Consider the following 18,393-nt stretch of genomic DNA (forward strand, 5'->3'; position numbering starts at 1 on the left):
CCGAGCTCCGCGCCTCCGCCGGATCGTCTACCGACATGAGGGCGCCACTATCGAGACTAGGCAACGTGCGCCGTGGAGAGGGAATCGGGCGTGGGTCGGAGTGCAGGCGACGGGTTATTCGACCCCGCGGATCGGCGGGTGGTGGAAGGTGTCGCCGAAGGCGCGCTCCGAGGCGCCGACCCGGTCGAGGTAGGGGGTGGCCCCGCCCATCTGGAACGGGTAGCCCGCCCCGAGGATGAGGCAGAGGTCGATGTCCTCCGGGGCGGAGACCACGCCGTCCTCCAGCATCCGATGGATCTCGTCGGCCAGGCCGTCCTCGATACGCCGGCGCAACTGTTCGCCCGTCATGGGATCGGTGCCGCCGGAGACGATCTCGACGGCCTTCCTGTCGTACCCCTTGACCTTCCCCTTCGAGTCGCGCTCGACGATGTGACCGAGCCCGGCCAGTCGGTGCAGGTTGGCGCTCTCGAAGAAGCGGTCGGGGAAGGCGGCGTGATGGGTGTCGAGCACGTGGGCGCCGACGGTGAGACCGACGAGCTCCAGCAGCTCGAAGGGGGTCATCGGCAGGCCGAACGGGGCGATCGAGGAGTCGACGACCTCGAAGGGGGTTCCCGTGTCCACGGCGTGCATCGCCTCGCCCAGCAGCTTCGCCAGGATGCGGTTGACGACAAAGCCGGGGGTGTCCCTCGTAATGACCGCGTTCTTGCGGAGTGCTGCCGCGGTCACCATCGCGGTGCTCAGGGTCGCCTCGTCGGTCTTCGGGGTCCTGACGACCTCGATGAGCGGCATGACCGCCACCGGGTTGAAGAAGTGGAAGCCGACCAGTCGTTCCGGATGAGTGAGCTTCGCTCCAATCTGCTCGACCGACAGCGATGAGGTGTTCGTCGCCAGGACGGCGGTCTCGGAGAGGTAGCCCTCGACCTCGGCGAAAACGTCCTGTTTGACCCCCAGCTCCTCGAACACCGCCTCGATGACCCAGTCGGCGTCGGAGAAGTCGGCCTTGTCCGTCGTGCCGGACACGAGCGCCTTCAACCGGTTGGCCTCGTCTGGTGAGATGCGCTTCTTGGCCGCCAGGGCATCGATCTCGCCGCGAATGTAGTCGAGGCCCTTGTCGACGCGGGCCTGATCGAGGTCGGTGATGACCACGGGGACCATCAGGCGGCGGACGAAAAGCAGCGCGAACTGGCTGGCCATGAGGCCGGCGCCGATCACACCGACCTTCGTGACCGGCTTGGCGACCGCCCTGTCCGGTGCCCCCGCCGGCCGCTTCGCCCGTTTCTGCACGAGGTCGAAGGAGTAGATGCTCGCCTTGAACTGGTCACCGGAGATGAGCTCGGCCAGCGCCTCGTCCTCCGCGGCGAATCCGGTGGCCTTGTCGGTGCTCTTCGCGGCCTTGAGCAGCTCGAGCGCCTTGTACGGTGACCGCGCGACCCTCCCGATGCGGCTCTCCAGCGACTTCGTCGCCATCCCGATCGCGATGTCCCACTTGACCGCGCGTTCGATCCGTCCCGGCTGGGCCGGCCGCTTGACGGTGATCGCACCGGAGATGACTCCGTCCGCCCAGGCGATCGAATGCTCGAGAAAGCTGGCCGAGTCGAAGATCGCGTCGGCCATGCCCAGATCGAAGGCCTCCTGGCCCCCGAGGGTGCGATTGTTCTTGAGCGGGTTCTCGACGATGACCTTGAGGGCGTTCTCGATGCCGATGAGATTCGGCAGCAGCCACGCGCCGCCCCAACCGGGGACGATTCCGAGGAACACCTCGGGGAGGGCGATGGCGGGAACGGAGCGGTCGACGGTGCGGTAGTCGGAGTTGAGGGCGATCTCCACCCCGCCGCCGAGGGCGAGGCCGTTGATGAACGTGAACGACGGAACACCCAGGGTGCTCAGCCTGCCGAGGGTGGCGTGACCGAGCTGAGCCATCTGCTTGGCGATCGCCCTGCTCGGGATGTCGTTGACCTTGCTGAGATCGGCACCCGCCGCGAGGATGAACGGCTTTCCGGTCACGGCGACGCCGGCGATCTCGCCGGTGCTCGCGCGGTCCCGCAGGCCGTCCAGGACGGCGGACAGCTCGAGCAGGGTCAGCGGTCCAAGGGTGTTCGGCCTGGTGTGGTCGCGTCCGTTGTCCAGAGTGACCAGCGCGAGGATCCTGCCGCCGGACAGCGGCACGTCCCGCACGAACGAGTGCGTCACGACCTCGTCGGCCGAGAGCGCCTTGAGCTCGTCGAAGCCGGAGGTCTGCGTGATCGGTGTTGTCACTTCCTGCTCCCGTCGTAGTGGGGGTTCTCCCAGATGACGCTGCCGCCCTGACCGAGACCGATGCACATGGCCGTGAGCCCGTAACGGACATCGGGGCGCTCGGCGAACTGGGCGGCCAACTGGATCATGAGACGGACGCCCGAGGAGGCGAGCGGATGGCCGACGGCGATCGCGCCGCCCCACTGGTTGACCCGCGGGTCCTCGTCGTCGATGCCGAAATGGTCGAGCAGGGAGAGCACCTGGACCGCGAAGGCCTCGTTCAGCTCGAACAGGCCGATGTCATCGATGGTGAGTCCCGCCTTGGCGAGCGCCTTCTCGGTCGAGGGGATGGGCCCGATCCCCATGATCTCCGGCTCGACGCCGGCGAAGGCGAAGCTCACCAGTCTCATCTTCGGTGTGAGCCCGAGCCCCCTCGCCGCGGGTTCGCTCGCGAGCAGGCTCACCGTCGCGCCGTCGTTGAGTCCTGACGAGTTGCCCGCGGTGATGCGACCGTGCGGGCGGAACGGGGTCTTCAGCGTGGCGAGACCCTCCATCGTGGTCTCCGGACGGAGCGCCTCGTCCCGGGTCGCCAGCGCCCAGCCGGCCTCGCTGCGGATGGCGACGGGGACGAGGTCCGGCTGGATCTTGCCCGCGTCGTAGGCGGTCGCGGCCTTGTGCTGGCTGCGCATGGCGTACCGATCGGAGCGTTCTCGCGTGAGGGCGGGGAAACGATCGTGGATGCGTTCCGCCGTCGCCCCCATGCTCAGCGCGTCCGCCCCGACCAGCTTCTCGGTGAGGAAGCGGGGGTTGGGGTCGACTCCGGAGCCCATCGGGTGATGACCCATGTGCTCGACGCCACCCGCGATGGCCAGATCGTATGCGCCGAAGGCGATCCCCCCGGAGAGGGTGGTGACCGAGGTCATCGCGCCAGCGCACATCCTGTCGATGGCGAAGCCCGGCACCGACTTCGGAAGGCCGGCGAGCAGGGCGGCGGTGCGACCGATGGTCAGCCCCTGGTCACCCTGCTGGGTGGTCGCGGCGATGGCGACGTCGTCGATGCGGTCCCTCGGGACGTCCGGATTGCGCTCGAGCAGCCCGACCATGGCCTTGACGACGAGGTCGTCCGCCCTGGTGTTCCAGTACATTCCCTTTTCGCCCGCGCGTCCGAACGGGGTGCGGACCCCGTCGATGAACACGACTTCCTGTCTTTCGGCCACGATGCCTCCACGAGTTAGATCAGCTCATCGATCCTAGGCAAGGGACTTTGGTCCCGAGAGTCGTTTGCTTCTTTCTACGAAACCGCTCCGGCGTCGCCCTCGATCGTTTGGTCGGCTTCGACAAAGGCGTCGAGGACGACGGGGGCGATCGTCGCGATCTGCCACGGCCGGGCTCCCAGCGCGGTCAGGGCGGAACGGATGCTCGCGAGCTCCAGCGGTTCAGGCGGTGTCCAGGAGATCCGTCGCAGCAGCTCGGGGGTCAGCAGGTTCTCGACCGGAATGCTCAGCTCCTGCGAGAGCGCCGTGACCCGCGCGCGCGCCGCCTTGAGCCGCCTGTCGGCCTCCGGGTTGCGGTCCGCCCAGACGCGGGGTGGGGGCATGGTCTCCCCGGCCACTCTGAGGGCGGGCAGATCCTCGGTCGTCCTGCCCCGTTCGATCGCCTCCCACCAGCGCGAGAGCTCCGAACGGCTCGCCCTGCCGTTGAACTCCTTGAGCGTGCCGAGGGCCTGTTTCGACTCCGGCATGGCCTTGGCCGCCGCGACGAGCGAGGCATCGGGCACGAGCCGGCCGGGGGCGGTGTCCGTCGCACGAGCGAAGTCGTCCCGTGCCTCCCACAGCGCCCTGGCGACCGCGAGGCCGCGCGCACCCCTGACCGTGTGCAGCCCGGACAGGCGCCTCCAGGCGTCGCCGCGCGGCTGCTTCGCCTCCCTGGCCAGCACGGCGGCGAACTCCTGCTGGGCGATCTCCGTCTTTCCGGCCTTCTCCAGCAGCTCGGCGACGGCGTCCCTGAGGTCCACGAGCAGTTCGACGTCGAGGGCGGCGTACACGAGCCAGGATTGCGGCAGCGGTCTGGTCGACCAGTCGGCGGCGGAGTGCTCCTTGGCGAGGTGGATCCCCAGGAGTTCCTCGACGACGGTGCCGAGACCGACCCTGGGCAGCCCGGCCAGCCGGGCGCCGAGCTCGGTGTCGAAGATGCGGGTCGGGTCGAGGCCGACCTCGCGCAGGCAGGCGAGGTCCTGGCTCGCGGCGTGCAGGATCCATTCCTCGTCGGCGATCGCCTCGTTGAGCTCGGCGAACGAGCCGATGGCGGGCGGGTCGAAGAGGAACACCCCGGCTCCGCGACGGAAGATCTGAATGAGGTACGCGCGCTGCGAATAGCGGAAACCGGATGCGCGCTCCGCGTCGATGGCGATCGGACCGGTTCCGGCCGCGATGGCCTCGACGGCCTCGAGATAACCCTCGCGGGTGTCGATGGCGGTCACCAGAACGTGTGGCGACTGCTCCGGCTTGACCTCGTTCGCGGGTGTCGCCGCCTGCGGCGGCCCTTCCTGTTCTCTGTCGTCCACTCCGAGATCACTCACGTCCGACTCGACGGGCCGCTAACACACTGACTCCCTCAACCGCCGGCGGCAGTCCCGCCAGCATGCATAACAATTCCCCCCAGCCTTCCACATGTGCGCCGAGGTTGTGGTCCGTGGGGGTCCAGGACGCGCGAAGCTCGAGCTGGGCGCCGTCGCCCTGGCCGGCCAGTTCTCCGTATCCGGTGGACAGGATCTTGGTCGCGGTGCCGGAGGCGGCGGTGTATCCGGCGCCACGGGCATCCAGTGCATCCACCAGCCAGGACCAGGCGACGTCGGCGAGGAATGGGTCGGTGCCGATGTCGGTCTCGAGCGGTGCCTGGGCGAAGCAGACCACCCGGAACGGACCTCCCCAGGCCTCCGGCGCGGCCGGATCGAAGAGGAGGATGAATCGGCCGGTGCCGAGCTCCGAGTCGGAGTCGTGGCGAGCGGGATTGACGTCCGCACTGAGGGCGATGCTGTGCGGGGCGAGGCCGCCGGGGGAGGGGATCTCGCTCAGCACCAGCTCGGGCCGCACGGCGGCGTGACGGATGGTCTCGAGCGCGGCGGAAAAGGCTGCCGGCACCGACGGTCCTGCGACGTTTTCGGGCACGAGTGAAGACTAAAGTTCGACTGTGGCAGATTCTCGAAGGCACGCCGTCCGGGGGCATCGATGGTGGCGGCCGGCCCTGGTGGGGACAGGAGCGCTTCTCGGCCTCGCCGCGGCGGGTCTCGGGGTGCTCACTCTCGTGGTCGCGAGAACGGTGGTCACGCCGCCGCGGCGGAAGAGGGAGGATGCCACGATCGTGGCTGTCGACCTGCCCGGTCGGACGATCACTCTGGGCCGCACCGGCGATGCCATCCTCCCCGGGGACTACGGCCTCTGGTTCTCCGGCGATCGCGGTTACGCACGGATCGGCGAGATCCTCGAGACGTCCGCCGACTCGGTGACCCGTCGGCTCATCGAGGTGAGGTTCGGCGACCTCGCCGCGGCGACACGGGGTCGTTTCAGCGGCTGGTTCTACCTCAGTCCTGCGGACCTCGGGTCGCCCTTCGAGGAGGTCGGGATCGAGACCGAGCTCGGTGAGGCACCCGCCTGGCTGGTGCCATCGTCGGTGCCGACGGACCGATGGGTGATCCAGGTGCACGGGCGCGCGGTGAGGCGTCAGGAGACCCTCAGAGCGATACCCGTCTTCCGGGATGCCGGCTACACCTCGCTGATCATCTCGTATCGCAACGACGGCGACGCGCCGTACAGCCCGGATCGACGCTACGGTCTCGGCGACACCGAGTGGCGTGACGTCGACGCCGCACTGCGGTTCGCGGTCGACCACGGTGCGCGCGACGTCGTGCTGATGGGCTGGTCGATGGGCGGGGCGACGGCCCTGCAGGCCGTCACGCGGTCGGCCCGTGCCTCGGTGGTCCGCGGCATCGTGCTGGACTCACCCGTCGTCGACTGGGTGACGGCCCTTCGTTATCAGGGAGAGCTCATGGGGCTGCCGAGTCCGATCCGCAGCGGCGCGCTGGAGATCATCGGCGCCCGTTGGGGCAGGCGGCTGACCGGGCAGCTCGCTCCGATCGACCTGTCGCGACTCGATTTCGTGCGGCGGGCATCCGAGCTGACCGTGCCCATCCTGCTCATGCACAGCGACGACGACGGATACATTCCGCCGACGGCGTCCAGGGCGCTTGCCGAGGCCAGGCCGGACATCGTCACCTACGAGGCCTTCACCGGGGCGAGCCACACCAAGCTGTGGAACTACGATCGCGATCGATGGAACGGCGTGATCTCCGGCTGGCTGGCGAGGCTCGACGCGCCGGATCAGGTCGGCTGAGCGGGCGCCGCCGCGGCGGACACGGCCCAGCGGGCATAGAGGCCGCTGTGGTCGTCGGCGAGCAGTTGGACGAGCTCCAGGCCGCGACGCCGTCCCGACCGGCCGACAAGGGGCAGGGGATCGCCGCCGATTCCGGCGCTCGTCGACAGGCAGAGCTCGCTCACCAGGCCGGCGTCGAGCAGCTGAGCGGCAAGGCTCGGGCCGCCCTCGCAGACCACCCGCGGGAGGCCGGAGGCGTGGAGGGTCGCGATGACGGTCGTCATGTCCAGCCGCCCGCCGGCGTCGTCGAAGGGCACGACGTCCACCGAGACCTCGCCGAGCGTCCGGCGGACGGCGGACACGGCGGACGCGGGGCAGAGGACCAGGAGCGGGCCGGAGCCGGGCCTTGGCACGATCCGATGGCCGGAGAGATCCCCGCTCGAGGTGATCACCGCGAGCGGGAGGCCGCGAGGCAGCCGATAGCCCTCTGCGCGAACGCTCGCGGCCCCGACGAGCACGACGTCCGCCGTCCGGCGGATGAGACCGAGCAGTCGGCGGTCCGCGGGATTGCTCAGGGACTCGCTCGTCCCGTCAGGCCCGACCGCGCTGCCGTCGACCGAGGCGATGAGGTTGAGCCGCAGCCAGGATCGGCCGGGCATCGTGTAGAGGGCCGAGAGCCGCTCGTCGGCGCCCGGCTCGTCGAGATCGACGGGTTCGCCCCGGTCGGGGAAGATGCGTCGCAGGATCACGCAGCGGTCTTCTCGTGGACCTGGCGCTTGATGCGGGCGAGCATCCCCGTCATGCCCCTGATCCTCAGCGGGCTGACGGCGTCGGTGAGACCGATGGTGCTCGGGAAGTCATCCGGCACCGCGAGCACCTCCTCGACCGTGAGCCCGGCGAGACCCTGGGCGAGGATCGAGGCGAACCCGCGGGTGGTCGGGGCCTCCTTCGGCGCGGTCAGGTGCAGGTGCACGATCCGATTCGCGTCGACCTCGACGAAGAGGAAGACGGGCGACTGGCACTCGACCACGCGTTCGAGCAGGTCGGGATGCTCCGAGTAGCGCTCAGGCAGCTCGGGAAGCTCGCCGGCAAACTCGAGCAGGAGCAGGAGGCGCTCGTGCTGCTCGAGGCCGAGGAAGTCCTCCCGGATCTGGGCGAGGGCCTCCGGGAGGTCGCTGCTGGTCACCGGATCAAGTATTCCATGTCGTCCCCGGCAGGCGGATGCGCACGCTCAGCGAACGGGCAGCGCGCCGGGCTCCGCGCCCCTGAGGATGGGGACGCGGACGGCCGAGCCCCACTCCGTCCAGGATCCGTCGTAGTTGCGGACTCCCTCGAAGCCGAGGAGATGGGTGAGCACAAACCAGGTGTGGCTCGAACGCTCGCCGATCCGGCAATAGGCGATCACGCTGTCGCCATCCTCGAGGCCCGCCCCGTCGCGGTAGATGGCGTTCAGCTCGTCCAGCGGACGGAACGTCCCGTCGTCGGCCGCCGCCTTGCTCCAGGGCACGTTCTGCGCGGTCGGGATGTGGCCACCGCGGAGCGCGCCCTCCTCCGGGTATGCCGGTGCCGTCGTGCGTTCCCCGCTGAACTCCTCCGGCGAGCGGACGTCGATGAGCGGGTTGCCCAGGTGGGCGAGCACATCGTCCTTGTACGCCCGGATGGGCGCGTCATCGCGCTCGACGACCGGGTAGTCCACGACAGACGGAACGGTCGGCTCTGTCGTGTACTCACGACCCTCCTCCTCCCACTTGGCCCGACCGCCGTCGAGCAGCCGGACATCCTCGTGGCCGAACAGGGTGAACACCCAGAGCGCATATGCCGCCCACCAGTTGCTCTTGTCGCCGTAGATGACGATGGTGCTGTCGCGCGAAATCCCCTTGGACCCGAGGAGCGTCGCGAACCGCCCACCGTCGATGTAGTCCCGCTCCACCGGGTCGTTGAGGTCGGTGTGCCAGTCGATCTTGACGGCGCCGGGGATGTGGCCGGTCTCGTAGAGCAGGACGTCCTCGTCCGATTCGACGACGACGAGCCCGGGTCTTCCGAGATGCGCCTGCAGCCAGTCGGTGCCGACCAGCCGTTCCGGATGCGCGTACCGGGCGAACTTCGCGGATGAATCGATCTCGACGGTCATGACAACCTCCCCTGTCGCCCGCTGGCGACGATAGCCGACAACCCTAGAGCTAGGCTTGACGTGAGTTTCAACGAATCTACGCGGTGGGCATTCCCGCGGAGGGGGCTCTCGTAAGACTTCGACACAGACGGAAAGACCCGAGGGGCAGCCTGGAGTGACGGCCGGATCCGCGCGCGAGCACAGCAGCATCACCACCCGCAGCTCGACCCTCGACGGCGACGAGATCGTCGCCCAGCTGACACCGCCGCGGCAGTTCCTCACCGCCAGCCTCGACTCCTATCGACCGGACCCCGACTACCCGTCGCAGGCCGAGGCGGTGGCGGCGATCCGCGGATTCGCCGCCTCCTGGGGGAGGAAGGGCGGCCTGTTCTCGCGCCGTCGCCCGTCCGACGAGCGGCCGGGGATCTACCTGGACGGCGGATTCGGGGTCGGCAAGACCCACCTCCTCGCGGCGCTGTGGCATCTCGCTCCCGGCCGCAAGTACTTCGGCACCTTCATCGAGTACACCGCGCTCGTCGGCGCGCTCGGATACGCCCCGACCGTCGCCCTACTCAGGGGCGCCTCCCTCGTCTGCATCGACGAGTTCGAGCTCGACGACCCGGGTGACACCAGGCTGATGTCCCGCCTGCTCTCCGAGCTCGTCGCCTCCGGGTCGCGCATCGCGGCGACCTCGAACACCCCGCCGAACGCCCTCGGGGACGGACGGTTCGCCGCCCAGGACTTCCTGAGGGAGATCGATGCGCTCTCCGCGCGATTCACGACGGTCCGGATCGACGGCCTGGACTACCGGCGCCGGGCCTTCGAGGGCCACGCGGTCGCCCTCGACGAGGACGGGGTGGCCGCCGCGATCGAGACGATCGACGGCGAGGTCACGGTCGACTCCTTCGACGTGCTGCTCGGGCACCTGGCGTCCGTCCATCCGTCCAGGTACGTCAAGCTCGTCGAGGGCTTGGCTGCCATCGCCCTGACGGACGTGCATCCGCTGGCCAATCAGACGGATGCCCTGCGGTTCGTCGCCTTCGTCGACCGGCTCTACGACGCGCAGGTGCGGGTCTTCGCCACGGGGACGCCCCTCGACGAGGTGTTCGCGGAGGACATGCTGTCCGGCGGGTACCGCAAGAAGTACCTCAGGGCGATTTCGCGACTGATCGCGCTGACGTCCGGGCAGCTCTAGCCAGCGGAGCGGGCGGAATTTTCCGGCAAACCGGAAGAACCCCGAAACACGATGTTTACCTGGGCGTCCGCCGCGTAACAATCAGGAAACACGGTGACACCGCTGCGGAAATATCGGCGCACCAAACTAACCACATCCCCGAGGCGGATACCTGACTGAGGCCGTTCGAAGCCTGCGAAGCTGCCGGAGGGAGTCCTTTGAAAAAAGAGAGAGGCAACCCCACCCATGGTCGCATTGTCGGTCCTCACGAATGCCACGACTGACGGCATCACGCTCAATCTGAATTCCCTGTGGCTGCTCGTAGCCGCTGCCCTCGTGCTCATCATGACCCCCGGCGTCGCGTTCTTCTACGGCGGCATGGTGAGGGCCAAGAGCGTCATCAGCATGATGATGATGAGCTTCGGTGCGATGGGCCTCATCGGCGTCCTCTGGGTGCTCTACGGCTACGGGATCTCCTTCGGCAGCCCGGCCATCCACGGATGGCTCGGCAACCCGTTCGACGGCTCCCTCGGCCTCGGCAAGCTCATCGGGATCGGCAAAGACGGCGCGATGTCGCCCGACCTGAACGGTCTCGCCTTCGCCGGATTCCAGGCGACCTTCGCCATCATCACCGTCGCGCTCATCTCCGGTGCCATCGCCGACCGCGCGAAGTTCGGCTCGTGGATGATCTTCGCCGGCGTGTGGGCGACGGTCGTGTACTTCCCGGTCGCCTACTGGGTGTTCAACCTCGCGGACGGCTGGGCGCCGCACAACCTGGGTGTCAACGACTTCGCGGGAGGCACGGCGGTCCACATCAACGCCGGTGCCGCGGGTCTCGCCCTGGCGCTCGTCCTCGGCAAGCGGGTCGGCTTCGCCAAGGGCATGTCCAAGCCGCACAACGTGCCGTTGACCCTTCTCGGTGCCGCACTGCTCTGGTTCGGCTGGTTCGGCTTCAACTCCGGTTCCGAGGCGGCGGTCGACGGCGTCGCGGCCATCGCCTGGATCAACACCCTGGCGGCCCCGGCCGCGGCGATCCTCGGTTGGCTGATCGTCGAGCGGATCAAGGACGGCAAGCCGACGTCGATCGGCGCGGCATCCGGTGCGGTCGCCGGGCTCGTCGCGATCACCCCGGCCTGTAACATCCTCACTCCCGGCTGGGCCATCGTGCTCGGCATCCTCGCCGGCGCGGTCTGCGCACTCGCCATCGACCTGAAGTTCAAGTTGGGCTTCGACGACTCGCTTGATGTCGTCGGCATCCACCTCGTCGGCGGTCTGCTCGGTACCCTCTACATCGGCATCTTCGGCAGCGGCATCGGCCTCATCGACTCGGGCAGCTTCAAGCAGCTCGGGGTGCAGGCGGTCGCCGGCTTCGGCATCGGGATCTACTCGTTCATCCTCGCCTACGCCATCGGCTGGATCATCCAGAAGACGATCGGCTTCCGGATCACCAACGAGGACGAGGTCGCGGGTGTCGACACCATCGTCCACGGCGAAGAGGGCTACGCGCTCGAGACCGCGTGATCGACCAGAAGTAGGTCAGGGGTGCCGTCCATCCGGGCGGCACCCCTTACTCTTGCTGGGGAGGTCTGATGGGCACGGCGGCGGTGGGTCTGAGCGCGCTCTCCACCGTTTCGGTGCTGGTGGTGGCCGCCGCGCTCTCCGCATTCTGGCGGCGCCCGGCCTCCCGGTCATGGCGCGGCGTCGTTCCCGCGGCGGGGGCGGTGGTCGTCGTGCTTGCGGCCTGGGCCACCGGCGTGACCGGATTGCCCGGGGCCTTCGTCGCCCCCGTGGCCGCGCTGGCCTGCCTGTTCGCCGTGCTCACGACCGCACCGCTGCCCCGGGGCCGGCCGTGGGTCCTCGTGTCGCTCGTCGTGCCGCTGACCGCGCTCGTTTTCGTGCCGGCCGTCATGGTGGTCTTCGGCCGCGCCCTTGGCTTCCTGTTCCCGAGCACCGGGGCGATCGATCTCGGTGCCTCGTTGCCCGCGCTGGTCGCCGCCGGCGCCGCGGCGGCGGGGGCGGCGACGGCCGGGAGGGGCACCGTCACGCCGGGCTCGGTGCCCTGGCGCTCGCTGTGGGTGCTCGTTCTGCTGTGGGCCGGCTGGTTGGGGTGGCTGGTCGCGTTCGAGATGGCGATCGATCCATCGACGCCGACGATCGTCCTCAACACGCTGCTGACCCCGCTCGCCGCGCTCGTGACCGGGGCGGTGGTGGAGCGCATCCGGCACCGTTCCTCGACGGCCGCCGGCATCACGATCGGGCTGGCGGCCGGGCTGGCGGCTGCTGCGCCCGCCTGCGCCTTCCTGGAGCCTCCGCTGGCCGTCCTCGTCGGGGTCATCGCCGGCGCCGTCGGAGCCCTGCTGCCGCGGGCCGCGCTGGCGGTCCGGCTGCCGCTCGTCCTGGCGGTCGGATCCGGTCTCGGTCTGGTGCTGCTCGGCGCCCTCGCGGATGACTTCGGGTTCATCTACACCGGCCAACCGGAGCTGCTCATCGGACAGCTCGAGGTCGTGCTGGCGACGGGGGCCCTGGCCTTCGGGCTGGGGGCAGCGGGCGGGGCGATCATCGGACGCCTCGGCCGACGTCCTGAGCGGGCGCAGGATCCTTTCCCGCCCCCCGCGCTGTAAGGCCGCTTTAGGCTGTCAGCATGACGACAGACACCCGCCTGCCCCGTCGGGCCGTTGGCCTCGCCGCGTTCACCATCGGCTACAACGTCCTCGAGGGTCTCGTCGCCGTCTTTGCGGGCGTCGTGGCCGGCGCGGTCTCGCTGATCGGCTTCGGGCTGGACTCCGCCATCGAGGTCGCCTCCGCCGTGGTGGTCCTGGTGCGGCTCAGGGCCGAACTCCGGGGAGCCGAACCGGACGAGGCGAAGGAGAAGGTCGCGCTGCGCTTCATCTCCGTGACCTTCTTCGCCCTGGCGCTCTACCTCGTCGTCGATGGGATCAGGAGCCTGGCCGTGGGCGAGCGCCCGGACATCTCCGTCGCGGGAATCGTCCTGACCGGCGCGAGCATCGTCGTCATGCCGCTGCTGGCGTGGGTGAAGATGCGTACCGGCCGTGCGATGGGCTCTCTGCTGGTGATGGCCGACGCCGCCGAGACCCGGCTGTGCGCCTGGCTGTCCGTGTCCACCTTCGCGGGTCTTCTCGCCTACGCCCTCGTCGGCTGGACCTGGCTCGACGCCGTCGCCGGATTCGTCATCGCGATCTTCGCGATCATGGAGGGCCGCGAGGCTTGGGAGGCCGAGCTGGTCGAGGACCACCACTCCCATTCCTGAGGACTGCCTCGACGGGGTAGTGGAGCCCGGGTAGCGTTGGCGCATGGTGCTCGAAACGACGGTCCTCGACTGGCTCCTCGACTCGGATCCCGCCCTGCGCTGGCAGGTCGAGCGCGACCTCGCCGGGGAACCGCAGGAGGTATGGCGGGCCACTCGGGCGCGCGTCGCGACGGAGGGCATCGGCGCGAGGCTGCTCGCCCACCAGGAGCGGGACGGGCAGTGGGCCGGGGGATCCTTCTTCCCGAAGGGGTTCTTCGGCAGTGCCGAGCAGGACGAACCCGGTCAGCCCTGGGTCGCGACGACCTGGAGCCTCAATGCGCTCCGCGAATGGGGCCTGGACGCCTCCGCCCTCGCCGACACGGCAGAGAGGCTTCAGGCCAACAGCCGGTGGGACTACAACGGCCTGCCCTACTGGGACGGCGAGGTCGACGTCTGCATCAACTCCTTCACGCTCGGCAACGGCGCGTGGCTCGGCGCGGACGTCTCGAAACTCGTCGCCTGGTTCCCCGAACATCGGATGCCGGACGGCGGCTGGAACTGCGAGGCGGAGGAGGGCTCCGGTTCGACCCGCTCGTCCGTGCACTCGACGCTCAACGCCGTGCGCGGCATCCTCGACTACGAGCGCCGCACCGGTGACACGAGGATGCGCGAGGCGCGGCGCACGGGGGAGGAGTACCTGCTCGAACGCCGCCTGCTGCGCCGCCTCTCCACCGGCGAAGACGTGGTACCGGGGGTGAGGACCCTCGCCTACCCGTTCCGGCACCACTACACGGTGTTGCGCGCGACCGATCACTTCCGGCGGCTCTCGCTCCACGAAGGCGCCGCCCCCGATCCGCGGATCGCCGAGGCGGTCGAGGTCATCCGCGGCAGGCGTCGTGAGGACGGCACGTTCCTCCAGGAGGCGCGCTACCCGGGGCGGGTCTGGTTCGAGGTCGACGTGCCGATCGGAGAGCCCTCGAAGTGGGTCACGTTCTACGCCACCCGGGTGCTCGACTGGTGGGACGGGTTGAACTGAGGGAAAGGGGTGGAACCTCGATCAAATGGTGGGCGATACCGGACTCGAACCGATGACCTCTTCCGTGTGAAGGAAGCGCGCTACCAACTGCGCCAATCGCCCGCGGAGACAATCCTGCCATAACAACACGCCACTCCGGTGCGGGTTTGGCTCTGTCGCACACAATCGGATAGAGTCACTGAGCACGCAGAAATGCGGGCATGCGGATGTGGCGCAGTGGTAGCGCATCACCTTGCCAAGGTGAGGGTCGCGAGTTCGAATCTCGTCATCCGCTCGAGTGAAGTCTCACGACTGGATTCATCAAAAACGTGGGGACCCACACATGGTGGCGTGGCCGAGAGGCGAGGCAGCGGCCTGCAAAGCCGTCCACACGGGTTCAAATCCCGTCGCCACCTCCACTCACTCGATAGACAGGCACGAGAACAACCCGGGCGGTTGGCGCAGCGGTAGCGCGCTTCCCTGACACGGAAGAGGTCGCTGGTTCGATCCCAGTACCGCCCACCGAAGACAAGGCCCCGAAACAGGCGTTTCGGGGCCTTGTGCTTTGTCGGATCGAGCCGGCGCCCCGACGATCGCCGCGACCGCTTCGCGCTCGCTCCCAGGCGATCGTCCTGGTTCGATCCCAGTACCGCCCACCGAAGACAAGGCCCCGAAACACACGTTTCGGGGCCTTGTGTTTTGTCGGATCGAGTCCGCGGAAATCTCGCCGGCATCCACCTGAAACTCAGCCACGATGCCTACGCTTGCCGGAATCGGTAGCCCAGGACCTCGGTCGCCTCACCTCCCAGTGGAATGAGACTCATCATGAGCGGTCCATCCTCCGAGTCGCCCAGGCCGGTGTTCACCAGAACCCGGCCGGGAGGAGATCGGTCCAATCCGACCACGGAATACTCCGCGTTGCTCAGGACGGTGAGGGACGCCGGGCTCCTCCGCCGCCGTCGCGGCTTCTACTACCTCATGTTCGGCCTGGTCACCCTCGCCCTCGCCGGCGTCGTCAGCGGGGTGCTGCTGCTCGGGGACTCCTGGTACCAGCTACTGATGGCCGGAGCGCTCGGCATCGTCTTCACCCAGTACGCGTTCCTGGCCCACGAGGCGTCCCACCGGCAGGTCTTCGAGTCGGGGAAGGCGAACGACGTCGCGGCGAGGGCCCTCGCGAACCTCGTGGTCGGCATCAGCTACTCGTGGTGGATGACGAAGCACTCGAGGCATCATGCCAATCCGAACGTGGTCGGGAAGGATCCAGACATCGCCCGCGACACCATCTCCTTCGTCGAGGCGGATGCCGCGAAGACGCGGGGGATCGGCGCCCTGTTCACGAGACACCAGGGTTACCTCTTCTTCCCGATCCTCGTCTTCGAGGGGCTGAACCTGCACGTGCAGGGCTTCCGGACGGTGTTCGGGAGGGGCAAGGTCGAACGGCGGCGGACCGAGGCATCCATGCTCGTCCTTCGCAGCTCGCTCTATCTCGCCGTGCTCTTCGCCGTGTTGCCGCCCGGCGTGGCCGGTGCCTTCGTCGGCGTTCAGCTGGCCGTCTTCGGGGTGTACATGGGCGCCTCCTTCGCGCCCAACCACAAGGGCATGCCGATCCTGCCGCATGACGCCAAGGTGGACTTCCTCCGCCGCCAGGTGCTCACCTCGCGCAACATCCGGGGCAACTGGAGCATGGACACCCTGATGGGCGGTCTCAACCATCAGGTCGAGCACCACCTGTTCCCGAACATGCCGCGCCCGAACCTCGGCAAGGCCAGGGCGATCGCGAAGAAGTATTGCGCGGATCGAGGCATCGTCTACACGGAGACGTCGCTGACCGAGTCGTACGGGATCGTCATCCGTTACCTCAACCGGGTGGGGCTGTCGGCCGGCGGCGACCCCTTCGACTGCCCGGCGGCGACCGCGTTCGGCCGCTGATCGCGGGGCGGCGCTCAGCCCTCCGGCCTCCTCACGCGGCGGGGAGCACGTCGAGGGGAGGCGGAACGAGGCGGACGACCGGCAGGCGGTAGCCGCTCTCTTGCTCGTTCAGTGCCTCTTCGAAGGTCATGTCGTCGGCACCGGCCTGCGGCACACCGATGTGGTTCTCTGCCATTGCAGATTCCCTAATGGGCGGAGCTCGAATGCTCCGCGCGTCGGCCACGGTACGCGGAGTCCGGCCGGAACGCGAGGACTCCGGCGGATCCGGTCGCTGACACGTCTATGGGGGATGGCCCACCACGGGCCGGTCCAGGACGATGGGGAGATGGTCGCGGCCGGTGGTGAGCCTTCGATGCAGGACGCGGCCTTCGCGGCGCTCCTCGTCGAGTCCGGCCTGGTCGGCCGTGCCGATCTCGAGGAGGCGGCGGCCCTGGCGGGGAACAGCGACCGGCACGTCGACGAGATCCTGATCGAGCGCGGACTGCTCGATCCCCGGGCCCTGGTGAAGGTCGTGGCGACGGCCTGGAGACTTCCGATCGTCCCGCTCTCCCGGTCCAGGATCGACCGGGGGATCTTCTTCCGATGGTCGGCCGAGCTCTACCTGGCGGAGAACTGGATGCCCGTGCACGAGGGCAGGGAGGGGAGGGTACTGGTCGCGACGGCCAGGATTCCCGATGCCGATCGCACGGCGCGCATCGCGGCCATCCTCGCCAGTCAGGTGGAGTTCGGCGTCGCGACCTCCTCGGAAATCCGCGCCGCGGTGCTGAGGACGACGAACGAGCGACGCACCCGGCGGCGCCCCTTCGGTTTCGGCGGCCGCGGGCGATAGCAGGGTCCGGAGCCCCGCTACAGTTGAAGGACAGCCATTTCCCCTCGTAAAGGAGCACCTCAGTCGTGTCAGAATCGCCCGCCGGCAACGAGTCCGTTCTCGAGTCGATCACGGCGGCCGAGACGACCACCGGCTTCGGACTGTTCACCGACAGGGGCGTCGTCGCGATGCGGGTCAACGGCGACCTGCTCGACCTCGCCGCCACGGTGACGGCCGGACAGACGGCGGAGCCTGTCCACATCTCCTCCGCGGACGGCCTGGCCATCCTGAGGCACTCCGCGGCGCACGTCGCCGCGCAGGCGCTCCAGTCGATCAACCCGGAGGCCAGACTCGGCATCGGTCCTCCCATCGTCGACGGCTTTTATTACGACTTCGACATCGAGACCCCGCTGACCCCCGAAGATCTCAAGGCCGTCGAGAAGGCCATGGAGCGCATCATCAAGCAGGGCCAGCGTTTTGTCCGCCGGGTGGTGACCGAGGACGAGGCACGGGCCGAGATGGCGGCGGAGCCGTACAAGCTCGAGCTCATCGGTATCAAGAGCCACGTCGGCGAGGGCGCAGGGGGAACCGACGACAACGAATCGGTGGAGGTCGGCGGGACCGAGCTGACCATCTACGACAACGTCGATCCGCGGACCGGCGAGACCGTGTGGAAGGACCTCTGTCGCGGCCCGCACCTGCCCACCACCCGCCTCATCGGCAACGGCTTCGCGCTGACCCGCACCGCCGCCGCGTACTGGCGCGGGTCGGAGAAGAACAAGCAGCTCCAGCGGATCTACGGCACGGCCTGGCCGACGAAGGACGAGCTGCGCGCGTACCAGACCCGGCTGGAGGAGGCCGCCAAGCGCGACCACCGCAAGCTCGGACAGGAGCTCGACCTCTTCTCCTTCCCCGACGAGATCGGATCCGGGCTCGCGGTCTTCCACCCCAAGGGGGGGATCATCCGTGCGGAGATCGAGAACTACATGCGGCAGCGCCTCGTGGCCAACGGCTACGAGCAGGTCTATTCGCCGCACATCACCAAGGGAACGCTGTTCGAGACCAGCGGTCACCTCCAGTGGTACAAGGACGGGATGTTCCCGGCCATGCACCTGGACGAGGAGATCGACGAGGACGGCCATGTCACGCGCCAGGGCCAGGACTACTACCTCAAGCCGATGAACTGCCCGTTCCACAATCTCATCTACCGCTCCAGGGGACGGAGCTATCGCGAGCTGCCGCTGCGGTTGGCCGAGTTCGGGACGGTGTATCGCTACGAGAAGAGCGGCACCCTCTCCGGCCTGACCAGGGTGCGCGGCCTGACCCAGGACGACGCGCACATCTACGTCGCCCCTGAGGAGGTGAAGGCCGAGATCGCCAGTCAGCTGGAGTTCGTCTTCGAGACCCTGCGCGGCTACGGGCTTGCGGACTTCTATCTGGAGCTCTCCACCCGCGATCCCGCCAAGTCGGTCGGCTCGGACGAGGCGTGGGCGGATGCGACGGAGAC

General features: G+C 68.6%; 17 protein-coding genes and 4 tRNA genes. 12 read left to right on the top strand and 9 right to left on the bottom strand.

Annotation, left to right across the window (positions count from 1 at the left end; all coding sequences use genetic code 11):
• Positions 1-114: 114 nt before the first annotated feature.
• The 4 genes from VGC18_RS11425 to VGC18_RS11440 form a co-directional block, all read right to left on the bottom strand.
• Positions 115-2,244, bottom strand: a complete 2,130-nt coding sequence (locus tag VGC18_RS11425) for a 3-hydroxyacyl-CoA dehydrogenase NAD-binding domain-containing protein (RefSeq protein ID WP_331097467.1) — start codon at positions 2,242-2,244, stop codon at positions 115-117.
• Between the two features lie 8 nt (positions 2,245-2,252).
• A complete protein-coding gene (locus VGC18_RS11430) occupies positions 2,253-3,452 on the bottom strand; it encodes a thiolase family protein (protein WP_331097443.1) in 1,200 nt (399 codons plus the stop codon).
• 74 nt (positions 3,453-3,526) lie between these two features.
• A complete protein-coding gene (locus VGC18_RS11435) occupies positions 3,527-4,717 on the bottom strand; it encodes an HRDC domain-containing protein (protein WP_331097469.1) in 1,191 nt (396 codons plus the stop codon).
• Positions 4,718-4,805: 88 nt separating this feature from the next.
• The gene (locus VGC18_RS11440) at positions 4,806-5,402 is read right to left on the bottom strand and encodes a DUF3000 domain-containing protein (protein ID WP_331097444.1); all 597 of its coding nucleotides are present in this window, start codon (positions 5,400-5,402) and stop codon (positions 4,806-4,808) included.
• Positions 5,403-5,424: 22 nt separating this feature from the next.
• On the opposite strand from VGC18_RS11440, the gene VGC18_RS11445 reads away from it, so the two are divergent.
• A complete protein-coding gene (locus tag VGC18_RS11445; RefSeq protein ID WP_331097445.1) occupies positions 5,425-6,624 on the top strand; it encodes an alpha/beta hydrolase family protein in 1,200 nt (399 codons plus the stop codon).
• On the opposite strand, the gene VGC18_RS11450 is transcribed toward VGC18_RS11445, so the two are convergent.
• Genes VGC18_RS11450 through VGC18_RS11460 form a run of 3 tightly spaced genes read right to left on the bottom strand, consistent with a single transcriptional unit; the run spans position 6,612 to position 8,734 of the window.
• Positions 6,612-7,352: a dihydrofolate reductase family protein gene (locus tag VGC18_RS11450; RefSeq protein WP_331097446.1), complete on the bottom strand. Its 741-nt coding sequence runs from the start codon at positions 7,350-7,352 to the stop codon at positions 6,612-6,614. The two genes, VGC18_RS11445 and VGC18_RS11450, sit on opposite strands and share 13 nt — an antisense overlap.
• The gene (locus VGC18_RS11455; protein WP_331097447.1) at positions 7,349-7,789 is read right to left on the bottom strand and encodes a SufE family protein; all 441 of its coding nucleotides are present in this window, start codon (positions 7,787-7,789) and stop codon (positions 7,349-7,351) included. Before VGC18_RS11455 ends, VGC18_RS11450 begins: the two co-directional genes overlap by 4 nt.
• A 45-nt stretch (positions 7,790-7,834) precedes the next feature.
• Complete coding sequence (locus tag VGC18_RS11460; RefSeq protein ID WP_331097448.1) at positions 7,835-8,734, bottom strand: sulfurtransferase; 900 nt, start codon at positions 8,732-8,734, stop codon at positions 7,835-7,837.
• Positions 8,735-8,888: 154 nt separating this feature from the next.
• On the opposite strand from VGC18_RS11460, the gene zapE reads away from it, so the two are divergent.
• The 5 genes from zapE (at position 8,889) to VGC18_RS11485 (ending at position 14,170) form a co-directional block, all read left to right on the top strand.
• A complete protein-coding gene (gene zapE, locus VGC18_RS11465) occupies positions 8,889-9,908 on the top strand; it encodes a cell division protein ZapE (RefSeq protein ID WP_331097450.1) in 1,020 nt (339 codons plus the stop codon).
• Between the two features lie 225 nt (positions 9,909-10,133).
• Complete coding sequence (locus VGC18_RS11470; protein ID WP_331097452.1) at positions 10,134-11,408, top strand: ammonium transporter; 1,275 nt, start codon at positions 10,134-10,136, stop codon at positions 11,406-11,408.
• Positions 11,409-11,476: 68 nt separating this feature from the next.
• Entirely contained in the window at positions 11,477-12,508 is a 1,032-nt protein-coding gene (locus tag VGC18_RS11475; protein WP_331097454.1) for a hypothetical protein, read from the top strand.
• A gap of 20 nt (positions 12,509-12,528) precedes the next feature.
• Positions 12,529-13,155, top strand: a complete 627-nt coding sequence (locus VGC18_RS11480) for a cation diffusion facilitator family transporter (protein WP_331097456.1) — start codon at positions 12,529-12,531, stop codon at positions 13,153-13,155.
• Between the two features lie 43 nt (positions 13,156-13,198).
• A complete protein-coding gene (locus VGC18_RS11485) occupies positions 13,199-14,170 on the top strand; it encodes a squalene cyclase (protein ID WP_331097458.1) in 972 nt (323 codons plus the stop codon).
• A gap of 26 nt (positions 14,171-14,196) precedes the next feature.
• On the opposite strand, the gene VGC18_RS11490 is transcribed toward VGC18_RS11485, so the two are convergent.
• Positions 14,197-14,272, bottom strand: a tRNA-Val gene (locus VGC18_RS11490).
• 100 nt (positions 14,273-14,372) lie between these two features.
• Here VGC18_RS11490 and VGC18_RS11495 point away from each other — a divergent pair.
• The 4 genes from VGC18_RS11495 to VGC18_RS11510 all read left to right on the top strand — a co-directional run bounded on the left by VGC18_RS11495 (position 14,373) and on the right by VGC18_RS11510 (position 16,078).
• A tRNA-Gly gene (locus VGC18_RS11495) sits at positions 14,373-14,444 on the top strand.
• Between the two features lie 50 nt (positions 14,445-14,494).
• Positions 14,495-14,568, top strand: a tRNA-Cys gene (locus VGC18_RS11500).
• 31 nt (positions 14,569-14,599) lie between these two features.
• A tRNA-Val gene (locus tag VGC18_RS11505) sits at positions 14,600-14,671 on the top strand.
• A gap of 303 nt (positions 14,672-14,974) precedes the next feature.
• Positions 14,975-16,078, top strand: coding sequence for an acyl-CoA desaturase (locus VGC18_RS11510; protein ID WP_331097460.1), 1,104 nt, complete (start codon positions 14,975-14,977; stop codon positions 16,076-16,078).
• A gap of 31 nt (positions 16,079-16,109) precedes the next feature.
• On the opposite strand, the gene VGC18_RS11515 is transcribed toward VGC18_RS11510, so the two are convergent.
• Complete coding sequence (locus tag VGC18_RS11515) at positions 16,110-16,253, bottom strand: hypothetical protein (RefSeq protein ID WP_331097463.1); 144 nt, start codon at positions 16,251-16,253, stop codon at positions 16,110-16,112.
• Between the two features lie 114 nt (positions 16,254-16,367).
• Between VGC18_RS11515 and VGC18_RS11520 the strand changes: the two genes are divergently transcribed.
• Together VGC18_RS11520 and VGC18_RS11525 are read left to right on the top strand one after the other, a co-directional pair.
• Positions 16,368-16,907: a hypothetical protein gene (locus VGC18_RS11520; RefSeq protein ID WP_331097465.1), complete on the top strand. Its 540-nt coding sequence runs from the start codon at positions 16,368-16,370 to the stop codon at positions 16,905-16,907.
• A 167-nt stretch (positions 16,908-17,074) separates the two neighbouring features.
• A partial coding sequence (locus VGC18_RS11525) for a threonine--tRNA ligase (RefSeq protein ID WP_331097471.1) occupies positions 17,075-18,393 on the top strand: 1,319 nt, incomplete at its 3' end.

This window comes from Lacisediminihabitans sp., from assembly GCF_036404185.1.
Lineage (GTDB): Bacteria > Actinomycetota > Actinomycetes > Actinomycetales > Microbacteriaceae > Lacisediminihabitans.